The sequence below is a fragment of the Sphingomonas sp. genome (assembly GCF_036388435.1).
In the GTDB taxonomy this organism is placed as follows: domain Bacteria; phylum Pseudomonadota; class Alphaproteobacteria; order Sphingomonadales; family Sphingomonadaceae; genus Sphingomonas.
Genome location: NZ_DASVRV010000010.1, coordinates 1 through 13034, shown reverse-complemented (window position 1 = coordinate 13034; position 13034 = coordinate 1). Strand labels below are relative to the sequence as shown.

The following is a 13034-nucleotide window of genomic DNA, read 5'->3' as shown; positions in this document are numbered from 1 at the left end:
CATGGCCGCCGACGCGCGCACGCTGGCGCGCATCCACCGGGTCCGCACGCTCCAGCTGACGCTCGCCCGCGCCGAGGAGTCGCGCGCCCGGGACGCGGTCGCCACCGAGACGGCGATGTCGGCGCGCATCGCCCAGCTCGCCGAGGCCGTGGCGCCCGTGTCGGGCGGGGCGGTGACGCTCGGCGCGGCGGCCCATTACCGCGAGCGGCTGAACAGCTCCGCGCTGGCCGCCGCCGCGCGTGTCCGCGCCGCGGAGGCCGATGCGGGCCGCGCCGCCCAAGGCGCGCGCGGGGCCAGGCAGGACCAGAGCGCGGTCGAGAAACTGATCGAACGCGCCGGCCGCGACACCGTTCGCCGCGAGATGCGCGAACTCGAACAGGTCGGGCTGGGACGCAAACGGCACGGACCTTGCTGATCACTCGCTAGACCCGATCCACCGGACAGCCCATTCATGATCCCCGCCCTGTCGCCTCTCCTCACTCTGCTGGCACCCAAGGCGCCCGTCCCGGCCGGGGGCGATGCCGCCGCGTTCGGACTGGCGCTCGCCGGACTGGGCGAGGCGATGACCGGCCGGCAAGGTCCGGCCCCGGGCGGCAACCCCGTGCCGCCGACGCTCGACGCGGCGCTCCCGTCGCTCCCGGTCGAGGTGGGTGACGTCGAGGACGTATCCCCGCCGATTCCGCCGCGCGCCATGGTCGCTGCGGCCCTGCCGGCCGCCGCGCCGGCGAAAGCCACGGGTCCGGTCACCCGGCCCATCCCCTGGCCACGCCACGCCCGGCCCGACAGCGGCGCCGAGCCCGCGCCGGAGTCCGACGCGCCGATGACGACCGGGGAAATGGAGACATATCCCGCCGACCCCGCTCCGCCGCAGCCCTTCCCGGCAACCCCGATTCCCACGCCGATCCGGGAAGAGGGTCTTCCCACCCATGCGGCGTTCCCCGATCCGCTCGGCCAGCCCGAGCCCACCCGGCCGCCCGGCCCGACGCCGGTCTCGGTACGCATCGCGCCCGCCAGCTTGGCGGCGCCGGTCGCACGGCCGACCGACGACAAGCCGCATCCGTCGCCCGAGCCGATCCCGACGGCGCCGGTCGAACCGTTCCGGCAGCCCGTCGCGCTACCCGTCATTGCCCGACCCGCCCCGCCGCGGAGCTCCCCGGTCGCCCGACCGTCGACGGTCCGCCCCGCCGTCGCGCCGGCGCCCGACCTCGCCCCGCCGCAACGCGCAAGGACGGGCGAGCCTGTCATCGGACGCGCCGCGGAACCGGCCGGCGCACCGGCCCGGCCCGCGCCGCCGCTCGGCGCGGCCCCGCTAGTCCGGCCCGAAGCGATGACCGGCGCGACGCTCGATATCGGACCCGCACGCGATCCGGTGACCGAGCGGATCGTTCCACGATCCGACGCAGAAATCGGCTTGCCGGCGCAAGCTCAATTCCCCGCGCTGCCCCCTTCGGCTTCGCTCACCTGGGCATCGCGCCCGTCGCCGATCGCGACCGCGCGCGCCGACTGGCGGCCGATCCCGACCGGCGCGGCACCCCCACCGGCGGCCGCGTCGCCCCTTTCTCCGATCGGGCCCGCCGGCTCCGCGCTCGCCCCCGCGGCCGAGATCGCGTCGCCTGCTCCCCAGCCGGTCATGCCGGGTGTGGCCCAGCCCGCATCGCCGGGTCAGGCCATCACGCGATCGGACAGCGTCGCTCCTCCCACGGCGCCGATTCCGGCCGCGCCACCGGTGGAGCCGGCACCGCAGCAGACCGAGACGCGGTCGGTCCCGTCCGGACCGGTCGCGCCCGACCGGATGGCTCTTCCCACAACCACCCCGACCCTCACCCGGACGGTGATGAGCGGCGCCGCGCGGCAGGTATTCGCCGCCGATCTGCGCCGGATCGCACGCGATCCGCGCGCGCTGTCCGCCGAGATGTCGGCATCGCCGGTCGAAACCCCTCGCCTCGACGCGGCGACCGCGGTCACCGCCCCTGCGGCGGCCCCGCTGGACCTGCGCCAGGATCGCTGGCCATCGGCGATGGTGGAGCGGATCGAGCGGCTGCGCGACGCGGTCGACGCCGTCGACACCCGCATCCGTCTGATCCCCGACGCGCTGGGCGCGATCGACGTGGCGGTGAAGCGCGACGGCGACACCGTCCATGTCCATTTCACCGCCGAACAGGCCGCCACCCGCACGCTCCTCCAGGACGCCGCGCCGCGCCTCGCCGAGGCGGCCGAGGCGCGCGGGCTCAAGCTCGGCCAGACCGGGGTGGGCGATGGCGGCTCGGCCCCGAACGGTCGTCAGCCCCAACCGAATGCCGCCCCCGTCCCCGCCCGCCCGCGCGCCGCGGCGGCGGCCGACGAGGACTCCCCCGACACCCGCATCGCCTGATCGAGAAGGACCCGTAGATGAGTGACAAGACCGAGGACGCGCCCAAGAAGAAGGGCAAATTGGGCAAGCTGCTCGTGCTGGGCGTCGGGCTGATCGTGCTGGTCGGCGGCGGCGTCGGCGCGGGGTTATACGCCGCGAGCACCGGGCTTGTCGGCGGCGGCGGACACGCGGAAGCCGAGAACGAGACCAAGCCCAAGCTGGTGCTGAAAAGCGAGCAGAAGCGCGGCGAGGAAGGCGACGCCAAGGGCGGCGACGCACCCGAATCGACCCATGAGGGCAAGCCCACCCCCGAGGTCGCGGGCGGCGAGAAATATGCGTCCAACTATTACGCGATGGAGAAGGAGTTCACCTCCAACCTCCAGAATTCGGTGCATTTCATCCAGGTCGGAGTGGCCGTGTCGACGCCCTATGACGACACGGTGATCGAGCGGCTGAAGACCAACGACATCGCCGTCCGCTCCGCGATCCTGATGGCGCTGAGCGACACCAGCGAGGAACAGGTGTTCACCGGCGAGGGCAAGAAGCAGCTTCAGCGCAAGCTAGCCAAGGCGATCAACGAAACATTGGAGCAAAAGGAGGGATTCGGCGGCGTTAGTAACGTCTACTTTACCAATTTCGTTGTTCAGTGAGGCATGGTTAACAGCCGCTTCACCCCCGATACGCCCACAGCTGGCCCCGGCGACCGCCGCGAGCGCGCGCGTCCGGGCATGAGCGCGGTCGGGGCCGGGCTGCTGGGCCAGACCAAGCTCAATCCGTTCGGCGATCTCCACACCGTCCAGCATCTCTCGGCGCGGCTCGCGCGCGCGCTGCGCGGCGTGTTCGAGCCCTTGCTGCGGCGCGAGCTGCGCTGCTGGGCCGAGCCGCTCGCCGTCCAGCATTTCGGCGATTACCGCGCCGAACGCGCGCAAGGGCTGACCGCCTGGCTGCCCCTGCCGATGACGACGCTCGACGGGCAGGCGCTTTGCGTGCTCGACGGGCGGTTCGTGCTCGAACTGCTCGATCTGTTCTTCGGGGGATCGGGGTCGACCCCGCCTACCCTGCCGACCGAATTCTCGCCCGCGGCCGAGGCGATGATCGCGCGACTGGGTGCGACGATCGTCGGACCGCTCGCCGCCGCCTGGGAGCCGCTCGCGCGGATCGACTTCGCGGTCGGGCGGGTCGAGGCCAATCCGGCGATGCTCGGCATCGGCCCGGAGGACGCGCTGATCGTCACCCGTTTCGGCCTGGCCACGGAGGGCGGCGAGCCCGTCCATCTCGACCTGCTCTATCCGGTCGCGGCGATGAAGCCGCACGGCGCCAGCCTAGCCGGCCGCGTCCTCGACAAGGTGGAACCCGATCCGGCCTGGCGCACCGCGCTGACCCGCGCCGCGATGAACGTCCGCTTCCCCGTCCGCTCGGTCCTGGCCGAGCCGGTCGTGCCCCTCTCGCTACTCATGAACCTCAAGGCCGGCGACGTGATCCCGATCAGCTTCGGCGCCAACGTCCCCGTCATGGTCGGTGGCGACCGGCTGGGCGTCGGCACCGTCGGCGTGTCGAACGGCCTGGCCGCGGTGCGCCTCACCTCGCTTTCTAACGATGCCCATCCCGCTGAAGGACCGTGCGATGAATGACATGACCGGCGGCTTTCCCGTCGACCAATCCGTGGGGGCCAATTTCCGGCTGCTTCAGGACGTCGACGTCAAGCTCACCGTGGAGATCGGCTCCACCAACCTGACGCTGCGCGAACTCCTGGCGCTCGGCGAGTCGAGCGTGATCGAGCTCGACCGTCAGGCGAACGAGCTGCTCGACGTGTTCGTCAACGGCACGCTGATCGGCCGGGGCGAGGTGGTGACGGTGGGCGACCGCTTCGGCGTGCGGATGACCGAGCTCGTCTCGCCCGACAAGCGGAACTGACCGCCATGATGTGGTCCTATATCCTGAAGCTCGTCGTGCTCCTGCCGCTGGTGTGCGGGCTGATGATCGGCTCGCTCTACCTTTGGCGGCGGCTCGAATCGCGGATGCCGGGCAAGCCGACGACGCGCACCATCGCCATCCGCGAGACGATGATGATCTCGCCCGGCCTGAAGCTGGCGGTGCTCGATTTCGAGGGCAGGCGCCTGCTCGTGTCGGTCGGGCGCGGCGGCGTCACCCTGGTCGACAAGGTGGAGGCATGATCACCGTCACGCGGCTGGGCTCCGGCCCCGCGCTCGTCCGCACCGTCCGTGCCCAGGCGACCGCGCGCCGGTCGCGCGGCGGCTTCGGCGCGCTGTTCGCGGTCGTCGCCTTGTTCCTCGCCATGCTGGTCGCCATGCCCGCCTTCGCGCAGGGCGTACCGGCCGTGCCCGCCCCTCCGGGCGTCGGCGACGCCGTCGACCGCGCGCTGGGGCAGCTCGGCGGCGGCGCGCAGGGGACGACCGGCTCCCTGAGCCTGTCGCTCCAGGTCCTGATCATCATGGGCCTGCTGACGATCCTGCCGGGCATCCTGCTGATGATGACCAGCTTCACCCGCATCATCATCGTGCTGGCGGTGCTTCGCCAGGCGCTGGGGCTCCAGCAGACTCCGCCCAACCAGGTGCTGATCGGGCTGTCGATGTTCCTCAGCCTGTTCGTGATGGCGCCCACGATCAACCAGATCAACGCCAACGCGATCGAGCCCTATGCGGCCGGGCGGATGCAGGGCACCCAGATGATCCAGGCGGCGGGCGCCCCGCTCCACGCGTTCATGTCCAAGCAGACGCGGGTCAAGGACCTGACCATGTTCGCGGAGATGGCGAAGTCTGGCCCTTATCGCTCGGCCGACGACATCCCCTATGCCGTGCTCCTCCCGGCCTTTGTGACGAGCGAGCTCAAGACCGCCTTCCAGATCGGCTTTCTCATCTTCCTGCCCTTCATCGTCATCGATCTGGTGGTCGCGACCGTCCTCATGTCGCTGGGCATGATGATGCTGTCGCCCCAGATCATCTCGCTCCCGTTCAAGCTCCTGCTGTTCGTCCTCGTCGACGGCTGGGCGCTGACGATGGGCAGCCTCGCCAACAGTTTCGCGTGAGGACGTAGATGGCCGACGCCGAATATTTCCTGACGGTCGCCAACCAGACCATGTGGGTGCTGGCGCTCGCCGCCGCGCCGATCCTGATCCCGGCGCTGCTGGCGGGCCTGATCCTGGGCATGGTCCAGGCCGCGACCTCGATCAACGAGCAGACATTGTCCTTTGTCCCCAAATTGCTGGTGGTGGCGATGTCGATCCTGATCTTCGGCGGCCTGATCCTGGGGCTGCTCAGCGACTTCACCGTGGGTATCTTCGAACGCATTCCGGACCTGGTGCGCTAAGGCCGATGCTCGGCTTCGGCCTGTCGATCGAGCCCCAGCTCTGGGCGCTGCTGTTCGTGATGATCCGCGTCGGCGCGGCGTTCGTCGCGGCGCCGGTGTTCGGCGCCATCGGCGTGCCGCTGCCCGTGCGCGTCGCGCTGTCGGGCGCGGTCGGGGTACTGGTGCTGGGCGTTCATCCGGTGACGCCGCCCGCCGCCCTGTTCGGCGTCGCGACGATCATGGCCGTCGCCGCCGAGGCGCTGGTCGGGCTGGCCATCGGCTTCGTCCTCCAGATCGCCTTCGCCGCGCCGCTGATCGCCAGCGAGCTGATCGGCGGGTCGATGGGGCTCGGCTTCTCGTCGTCGGTCGACCCGCAGAACGGCCGCTCCAGCCCCGCGCTGGGCCAGTTCTTCTCGATCATGCTGACCCTGTTGTTCCTGTCGATGGACGGGCATCTCGTGCTCGTCGAGATGATCGTGCGCTCCTATGACGCGCTTCCGCCGGGTCAGGCCTGGATGGGCGCGGCGCGGTTCAAGGCGATCGCGATCTTCGGCGGCTATGCCTTCGTCGCGGGGCTGTTGCTGGCGCTGCCGGTCGGGTTCCTGCTGCTCTGCCTCAACCTCGTCGTCGGCATGATCTCGCGCTCGGCGCCGTCCTTGAACCTGTTCGCGGTCGGCCTGCCGATGAGCCTGGCGGTCGGCGTGGTCGCGCTCGCCGTGTCGTTCCCGGCGATGGGCGACTATATGCTCGTCATCGTGCGCGAGAGCCTCCAGGCCGCCGACCGACTGGTGCTCGGCTGATGTCAGAGAGCGCCTCATGTCGGAGGTAGGCGGCGAACGCACCGAAGCCGCGACCCCCAAACGCGTCCGCGACGCGGTCGAGAAGGGCGACGTCCTCAAGTCCCGCGAGTTCGCGACCGCGCTGGCGATGCTGGCGGGCGTCGCGTGGATCGTCTGGTTCGGGCCCTCGCTCCTGGCCGCGTGCAAGGGGGTGATGACCGCCTCGCTCCAGTTCGGCCGCGCCGATGTCGAGGATTTCTCCCCCTGGCGCCCGATCATGGAGGCCGGCTGGCGGCTGCTGCCCTCGCTCGCCAGCCTGTTCGCGGTCAGCATGGTCGCGGCCGTGCTCAGTCAGGCGGGGCTCGGCTCGCTCGGCTGGAACGCCAAGCTGATGGCGCCCAAGGCCAGCCGCGTGAACCCGGCCGCCGGGCTCAAGCGGATGCTGGGCGCGCAGGGCTGGATCGAACTCGGCAAGTCGTTGCTCAAGGTCGTGCTGCTCGGCGCCATCGGCTGGTGGATGATGAAAAAGGTTAGCGCCGCCAGCATGGGGCTGTCCTCGGTCAATCTGGGCCAGGCCGTGGCGATGCTCGGCGATCTGTTCGCCGACACGCTGATCGCGATGGCGGGCGGGCTGGTCGTGATCGCGGGGATCGACGTGCCCGTCCAGGCGATCCGCCGCATGATGAAGCTGCGCATGACCAAGCAGGAGGTCAAGGACGAGCACAAGCAGACCGAGGGCTCGCCCGAAGCCAAGGCGCACCAACGCCAGCGACGGCGCGAGGTGCTGCAGGGCGGCGCGCGCCGGGCGGTGTCGGAGGCGCATGTGGTGCTGACCAACCCCACCCATTTCGCGGTCGCTTTGCGCTATGATCGCGGGCGCGACCAGGTGCCGGTCGTCGTCGCCAAGGGGCGCGGGGCGACCGCGCTGGCGATCCGCGACTTCGCGGGCGAGATCGCGCTGCCCGTGCTCGAATATCCCCAGCTGGCGCGCGCGGTCTATTACACCAGCCGCGAGGGGCAGGAGGTGCGCGACGACCTGTACGTCGCCATCGCCACCGTGCTCGCCTTCGTGTTCCAGCTGAACGCCGCGGCCGGCGGCTCCGCGCCGCCGCTGCCCCCGGTCGACGTGCCGCCGGGCGCGCGCTTCGACGAGAATGGCGAGATTCGCTAAAGGTCGCGGCTTTCCGGCCGTTTAGCCTTTGGACGCGCGGGGAGAGAAGTTGATGGCCATCGAATCGATCGCGAAGACGCTGGGGTCGGGCTCCGGCATCGACATCGGCGCGCTGGTCACCTCGCTGGTGGAGGCGCAGTTCGCCGCCAAGAACGCCGAGCTGACCAAGCGCGAGGAAAAGCTGACCGCCCAGGTTTCGGGCGTGTCCAAGCTGAAAAGCGCGGTCACCGGGCTCGACGCCGCGCTGAAATCGCTGGTGGCCGGCGGGTCGCTGCGCAGCAAGCTGACCAGTTCCAACGAGGCCGCGATCAAGGTTTCGCGGCCCACCGGCGCGACCGCCGACGTGTCGGCGCGCGTGACGGTGACCTCGCTGGCGGCGCGGCAGGTGTCGACCACCAACACGCCGCTGCCGGCCGGCACCGCCTTCCAAACGGGCACGCTGACGCTGCGATTGGGCCGCGACGTGCTGGACGAGGCGGGAACGACCACGGGCTTCGCGGCGAGCGGATCGCCGATCGCCATCGAGATCACCGACGCGGACGCGACGCTGTCGGGCATCGCCGCCAGGATCAACGCCGCCAATGCCGGCGTCACCGCCAGGATCGTCATGGACGGCGCGAACGAGCGGCTGTCGATCAGCGGGCCGTCGGGAGCCGCGCAGGCGTTCGAGATCGCGGGCGCCGATACGGGCGGCACCGGCCAGTCGCTCGCGACGCTGGCGGTCGATCGGAATTCCACCGCGACCACCTCGGCGTCGCGCGCGCGCGACGCGGTGCTGACGGTCGACGGGATCAACTTCACCCGCACCACCAACAGCATCACCGACCTGGTGCCCGGCGCGACGCTGAACCTGGTGGGGTTGTCGACGACCCCGGTCACGATCGGCACCGACAAGCCCGGGGTCGCGATCACGGCGGCGGCGACCGACTTCGTCGCCGCCTATAACGAGATGCTCGCGGTCGTCCGCGAACAGAACGACCCCAAATCCGGGGTGCTGGGCAGCGACAATGCGGTGCGGATGCTCACGCGGGGGCTGACGCGACTGACCACGACCGTGCTGATCCCGGCCGGCGCGGCGGGGGCTCCGCGCACGCTGGCGGACCTCGGGGTCGCGACCGCGCGCGACGGCACGCTGTCCGTCGACACCCTGCGCCTGACCAAGGTGGTCACCGATTTTCCCGAAGCCGTCGAACGCATGTTCGCGGCGGGCACGGGCGCGAGCGAGGGCGGGCTGTCCGCGGCGCTGGCGGCGATCGTGAAGCAGGGCACCGACCGCAATGTCGGGCTGGACGCGTCGACCGCGACCTATACCAAGGCGAGATCGTCGCTCGCCGAGGCCAAGTTGAAGGTCGCCGAGCAGACCAGCGCGGTGCGCGATCGGCTGCAGCGCCAGTTCGCGACGATGGACGCGCGCACCGCCGCCTATAAATCGACGCAGAGCTTTCTCGACAACCAGATCAAGGCCTGGAACCGGAGCGACGCATGACGAGCTATGCCAGCCCGCTCCAGAGTGCCGAGCGCACCTATCGCCGCATCGACGTGGCCGGCCGCGCGGCATCGGCCGGCAGCGGCGCCGGTCTGGTGCAGATGCTGTACGGCGAAGTCGTCGGCGCGTTGCGCGCGGCCGCCCATGCCGTGGAGAACCGCAACCATGCGCAAAAGAGCGAGCGGGTGACCCGCGCGACCGCCGTGCTGTTCGCGCTGGAGGCGGGGCTGGACTTCGATGCGGGCGGCGAGGTTTCACGCACCCTGGCCTCGCTTTATGCCGGCGCCCGCAAGCAGATCGTCCAGGCCAGCCTGGGCCACGACCCCGCCCCGTTCCGCGCGGTGGCCGACGAACTGGACGGCATCGCCCAGGCCTGGGCCAGCATCCGCGGCGCTTGAGCGCTCCGGCGACGGCCCCGCGGGCATCACGCGGCTGGCTTTTCGCGCGCTTCGCCCTATATAGGGGGTTCGATGTCGCGCGCGGCCGTACCGGGTCGCCCCGGCGGCCTGTTCCCCCGAGAGTCCGGCCCTGTTGGCGCGGGCTCGCTTTTTGTGGAACAAGGTTGGTCGCTTGGCCGATATTCGACCGGTCGGGCCATCACGTCAGCCAGACCGGCCATCGCCGTCCACCAGGAGCCGCCATGTCCAGAGCGATCAACGTCAACGCCCCCCAGGATCATGTCGTCGCGACCTGCGCCAAGAAGAAGCTGGGGATCAGCGCGATCGAGACGCTGCATTCCGGCGGCACGCGCGTGGTGATGAACAATGCCGACGACGCCGCGGTGATCGTCAAGGCGTACGGCACCAAGGTCATCGCGGGTCCCGTGCAGCGCACGCCGACCCGGCTTACCCGCTTCTAACTTCGTACAGGATCACGGCAGGAACACATGGCAGCATTCAAGGACCCGAGTTTCACGGATCGGCAGGAGGCCGCCGCGCGCGCCAAGCAGGCCGCGCTCGACAAGCTGCGCGCCAAGCCGCCGGTCGACGAGGCGGTGATGGCCGCGCGCGCCGCCGCCGCCGCCGCGCGTGAGGCCGCCGCCGCCGAGAAGCGCCGGGCCGCCCGCCAGGCGCGCGAGGACGAGGCCGCCGCCAAGCGCGAACGGATCGCCCAGGCTGCGGCCGAGGCCGCCGCCGCCGAGGAAGCGGCCGCCGCCGCCAAGGCCGCCGCCACGGCGCCCAAGATGACCGACGAGGAACGCAAGGCGCTGCGCGACGCCCGCTACGCCGCGCGCAAGAACCGCAAGAAATAGGCGTCAGCCCCCGACAGGAGTTTGGTCATGGCCAAGAGTCAGAAAAAGTCGAACAAGGAAGTGCGCAAGCCCAAGGCGACCAAGCCGCCCAAGCTCGACCAGTCCAACCCGTCTTCCAAGGGCAAGCCGGTCGAGATGACCACGCTGAAAAGCTGATGGCCGACCCTTGTCGGTGAAGGTCCGCCGCGCGTGATCCCGCGCGAACTGGTCGCCGTGGCGGCGGTGCCGGGCGGGGACGAGCTCAGGCTGTTCCGGCGCGGCGCCGACCACATGATCGTGCTCGACCGCAACGAGCTGATGAACAGCCGCATGAGCGGATCGGAAGAGGCGCTCGCCACCATGACGTGCGAGCGTTTGGCGGACGCGCGCGCCCCGCATCTGCTGATCGGCGGCTACGGCATGGGGTTCACCCTGCGCGCGGCGCTGGGCGCGCTCGGCCCCGACGCGCGGGTGACGGTGGCCGAGCTGGTGCCCGAGATCATCGACTGGGCGCGCGGGCCGATGGCGGCGCTGACCGCCGGTTGTCTCGACGATCGGCGCGTGACCCTGGTCGCGGACGATGTCGCGGCGGTGATCGGCGCGGCGCGGGGCGGCTATGACGCGATCCTGCTCGATGTCGACAACGGCCCCGACGGGCTGACCCGCGCGGGCAACGACCGGCTTTATTCGGCGGCCGGGCTGGCGGCGGCGCGCGGCGCGCTTCGTCCCGGTGGGATATTGGCGGTGTGGTCGGCGGCGCCCGACCCGCGCTTCGCGCGGCGGCTGGGCGAGGCAGGGTTCGCGGTCGAGGAGGTCGTCGTGCGCGCCCGCTCCAACGGCAAGGGGCCCCGGCACGTCATCTGGTTCGGGGTGCGCCGCTAATTGGAGACCCATTTGCGGATGGTGAAATAGGCGGTCACCACCACTGCGATCGCCAGGCAGGCGGCCGAGATCGCCTCGAACGCCCAGCTCCGGTCGGCATAGGGAAGCCCTTCGACGTTCATCCCGTACAGCCCGGTGATGAAGGTCAGCGGCAGGAAGATCATGGCCGCGATCGACAGCACCAGCCCGCGCTGATCGAGCTGTTCGGCGCGCATTTCCGACAATTCGTCCTGCACCAGCGCGGCGCGTTCGCGGATCGCCTCCAGCTCCTCCGCCATGCGCGCGGCGCGGTCGGCGGCGGCGGACAGGTGGATGCGGTCCTCGTCGGCGAGCCAGTCGCCCGGCAGATGCGCCAGCTTCTCCAACGCGTCGCGCTGCGGGCCCAGGAATCGGCGATAACCGATCGCGGTGCCGCGCACCCGGTTCACCTGGCGGCGCAATTCGACGATTTTCGCGCCCTCCAGCGCCTCCTCGCACAGGTCGAGCTGGTCGCCGAGATCGGCGACATGCGGATCGAGATCGGCTGTGATCGCGGAGGCGAACTCGGCGATCAGGTCGCCCGGATCCTCGACCCTGCCCGCGTCCACACAGGCCTCGATCGCCGCCAGCGCGGACAGGTGCTTGCGCGTGACCGAAAACACCCGCCCGCGCGTCGCCCATAGGCGCAACGAGGCGAGCGGCTCCTTGCTCGTCTCCTCCTCCGACCGCCCGCGCAGGTTGACGAGCGCGCCCGTCTCCCACTGGTCGCAGCGCGGGCGTGTCTCGGCGGCGGTGAGCGCGTCGACGATTTGCGGGGTCAGTTCCGCATGGTCGGACAGCCAGGCCCGGGCATCCTCGTCGATCGAGAACAGGTGCACCCAGACGAGCTCGGCCGCCGGGTTCAGCGCTTCGGCGATGTCGGCGCGCACCGCGCGGCCCGGATCGATGCGATAGGCGAAACCCTTCACCGGACCATCTCCAGATACACGCCGCTCGCGGGCGGCCGGTCGCAGGCGATACGATCGGCATCGGCGCGCGCGCGCGCCAGGATCGCGGGGGGAACGTCCCGGGCGTGGTGCACCGCCGTCGCATTGGCGAGCGCGCGCGCCTCGCGCAACGTCAGATCGTCGGGGTCGGCGCTGCGCAGGCGGATATGCAGGCTCGGCTCCGGCGTGCCGCGCGGATCGGCGAGCCAGGCGGCGGCGTCCCCTTCCCCTATCGGGTCGAGCGGACCGCCAGGCGCCATCGCCGCGCCCAGCGCGCGGCGGCGCGCGGCGGGGTCGGGGAAACGCGCCTTCAGCAGATCGCGCGCGTCGAACAGCGCGCGGGCGCGGACGCCCAGATCGGCGGGGATCAGCCCTTCCAGCCGCTGGCGGAGCGCGGCGGCCAGCCCGGCGGACACGCCCCCGGTGCCGATCGCGACGAGCAGCGGGTCGCGGTCGACGATCGCGGGAAGCGTCCAGTCGCACAGGGCCGGGCGGTCGACGGCGTTGACGAGCACCCCGCGCGCCTTGAGCCGCGCTACCGCCACCTGCGCCTCATCCTCATCCTCGATCGCGACGACCGCGAGCCGGGCCTCCGCGTCCTCGCCGACGATCACGGCCCCCGCGCGCTCCAGCAGGCGCTGCTTCGCGTCGGCCGCCTCACCCTCGCCCAGCAGCATGACCGGGCGCCCCGCCACGCGCATTAGCAGCGGCAGCGAATGCCAACTCATTTCAGCCAGTCGGGCACGCGTTCGGCCGCCAGGATCGTCTCGGGGGTGATGCGGTCGGCGACGACCGCGAAGCGCGCGCCGTCGACCAGCACCTCGGGCACCAGCGCGCGGCTGTTATAGGTCGACGCCATCGTCG

At 71.1% G+C, this 13034-nt stretch carries 18 protein-coding genes and 1 pseudogene; 16 read left to right on the top strand and 3 right to left on the bottom strand.

Going from position 1 to position 13034, the window contains the following annotated elements; genetic code table 11:
- Position 1 precedes the first annotated feature (1 nt).
- The 16 genes from VF592_RS02725 to VF592_RS02650 all read left to right on the top strand — a co-directional run bounded on the left by VF592_RS02725 (position 2) and on the right by VF592_RS02650 (position 11205).
- Complete coding sequence (locus VF592_RS02725; RefSeq protein WP_331004066.1) at positions 2 to 415, top strand: hypothetical protein; 414 nt, start codon at positions 2 to 4, stop codon at positions 413 to 415.
- A 36-nt stretch (positions 416 to 451) separates the two neighbouring features.
- Positions 452 to 2371 (top strand): flagellar hook-length control protein FliK, encoded by a 1920-nt coding sequence (locus tag VF592_RS02720; protein WP_331004065.1) that lies wholly within the window; start codon positions 452 to 454, stop codon positions 2369 to 2371.
- Positions 2372 to 2388: 17 nt separating this feature from the next.
- The gene (locus tag VF592_RS02715; protein ID WP_331004064.1) at positions 2389 to 3000 is read left to right on the top strand and encodes a flagellar basal body-associated FliL family protein; all 612 of its coding nucleotides are present in this window, start codon (positions 2389 to 2391) and stop codon (positions 2998 to 3000) included.
- A 3-nt stretch (positions 3001 to 3003) separates the two neighbouring features.
- Positions 3004 to 3981: a flagellar motor switch protein FliM gene (locus tag VF592_RS02710; protein WP_414714140.1), complete on the top strand. Its 978-nt coding sequence runs from the start codon at positions 3004 to 3006 to the stop codon at positions 3979 to 3981.
- Positions 3974 to 4264 (top strand): flagellar motor switch protein FliN, encoded by a 291-nt coding sequence (gene fliN / locus VF592_RS02705; protein WP_331004063.1) that lies wholly within the window; start codon positions 3974 to 3976, stop codon positions 4262 to 4264. Before VF592_RS02710 ends, fliN begins: the two co-directional genes overlap by 8 nt.
- A 5-nt stretch (positions 4265 to 4269) precedes the next feature.
- On the top strand, positions 4270 to 4524 hold the full coding sequence (locus tag VF592_RS02700; RefSeq protein WP_331004062.1) for a flagellar biosynthetic protein FliO: 255 nt from the start codon (positions 4270 to 4272) through the stop codon (positions 4522 to 4524).
- Positions 4521 to 5396 (top strand): flagellar type III secretion system pore protein FliP, encoded by an 876-nt coding sequence (gene fliP / locus VF592_RS02695; protein WP_331004061.1) that lies wholly within the window; start codon positions 4521 to 4523, stop codon positions 5394 to 5396. Before VF592_RS02700 ends, fliP begins: the two co-directional genes overlap by 4 nt.
- Positions 5397 to 5404: 8 nt before the next feature.
- Entirely contained in the window at positions 5405 to 5677 is a 273-nt protein-coding gene (locus VF592_RS02690; RefSeq protein ID WP_331004060.1) for a flagellar biosynthetic protein FliQ, read from the top strand.
- A 5-nt stretch (positions 5678 to 5682) separates the two neighbouring features.
- Complete coding sequence (fliR, locus tag VF592_RS02685) at positions 5683 to 6456, top strand: flagellar biosynthetic protein FliR (RefSeq protein ID WP_331004059.1); 774 nt, start codon at positions 5683 to 5685, stop codon at positions 6454 to 6456.
- Between the two features lie 16 nt (positions 6457 to 6472).
- Positions 6473 to 7606, top strand: coding sequence for a flagellar type III secretion system protein FlhB (locus VF592_RS02680; protein ID WP_331004058.1), 1134 nt, complete (start codon positions 6473 to 6475; stop codon positions 7604 to 7606).
- Between the two features lie 52 nt (positions 7607 to 7658).
- Positions 7659 to 9092 (top strand): flagellar filament capping protein FliD, encoded by a 1434-nt coding sequence (fliD, locus tag VF592_RS02675; RefSeq protein ID WP_331004057.1) that lies wholly within the window; start codon positions 7659 to 7661, stop codon positions 9090 to 9092.
- Entirely contained in the window at positions 9089 to 9490 is a 402-nt protein-coding gene (gene fliS, locus VF592_RS02670) for a flagellar export chaperone FliS (protein WP_331004056.1), read from the top strand. The genes fliD and fliS overlap by 4 nt, the downstream gene beginning before the upstream one ends.
- A 242-nt stretch (positions 9491 to 9732) precedes the next feature.
- Complete coding sequence (locus VF592_RS02665) at positions 9733 to 9951, top strand: hypothetical protein (protein ID WP_331004055.1); 219 nt, start codon at positions 9733 to 9735, stop codon at positions 9949 to 9951.
- A 27-nt stretch (positions 9952 to 9978) separates the two neighbouring features.
- Positions 9979 to 10344: a DUF6481 family protein gene (locus VF592_RS02660; RefSeq protein ID WP_331004054.1), complete on the top strand. Its 366-nt coding sequence runs from the start codon at positions 9979 to 9981 to the stop codon at positions 10342 to 10344.
- Between the two features lie 27 nt (positions 10345 to 10371).
- Entirely contained in the window at positions 10372 to 10500 is a 129-nt protein-coding gene (locus tag VF592_RS02655; protein ID WP_331004053.1) for a hypothetical protein, read from the top strand.
- Between the two features lie 33 nt (positions 10501 to 10533).
- Positions 10534 to 11205: a spermidine synthase gene (locus VF592_RS02650; protein WP_331004052.1), complete on the top strand. Its 672-nt coding sequence runs from the start codon at positions 10534 to 10536 to the stop codon at positions 11203 to 11205.
- Here VF592_RS02650 and VF592_RS02645 read toward each other — a convergent pair.
- The 3 genes and pseudogenes from VF592_RS02645 to VF592_RS02635 form a co-directional block, all read right to left on the bottom strand.
- On the bottom strand, positions 11202 to 12152 hold the full coding sequence (locus tag VF592_RS02645; protein ID WP_331004051.1) for a CorA family divalent cation transporter: 951 nt from the start codon (positions 12150 to 12152) through the stop codon (positions 11202 to 11204). The genes VF592_RS02650 and VF592_RS02645 overlap by 4 nt on opposite strands.
- A complete protein-coding gene (locus VF592_RS02640) occupies positions 12149 to 12898 on the bottom strand; it encodes a precorrin-2 dehydrogenase/sirohydrochlorin ferrochelatase family protein (protein ID WP_331004050.1) in 750 nt (249 codons plus the stop codon). The genes VF592_RS02645 and VF592_RS02640 overlap by 4 nt, the downstream gene beginning before the upstream one ends.
- Positions 12895 to 13034, bottom strand: a pseudogene (locus VF592_RS02635) (diaminopimelate decarboxylase); the annotation flags it as partial. The gene VF592_RS02640 and the pseudogene VF592_RS02635, both read right to left, overlap by 4 nt.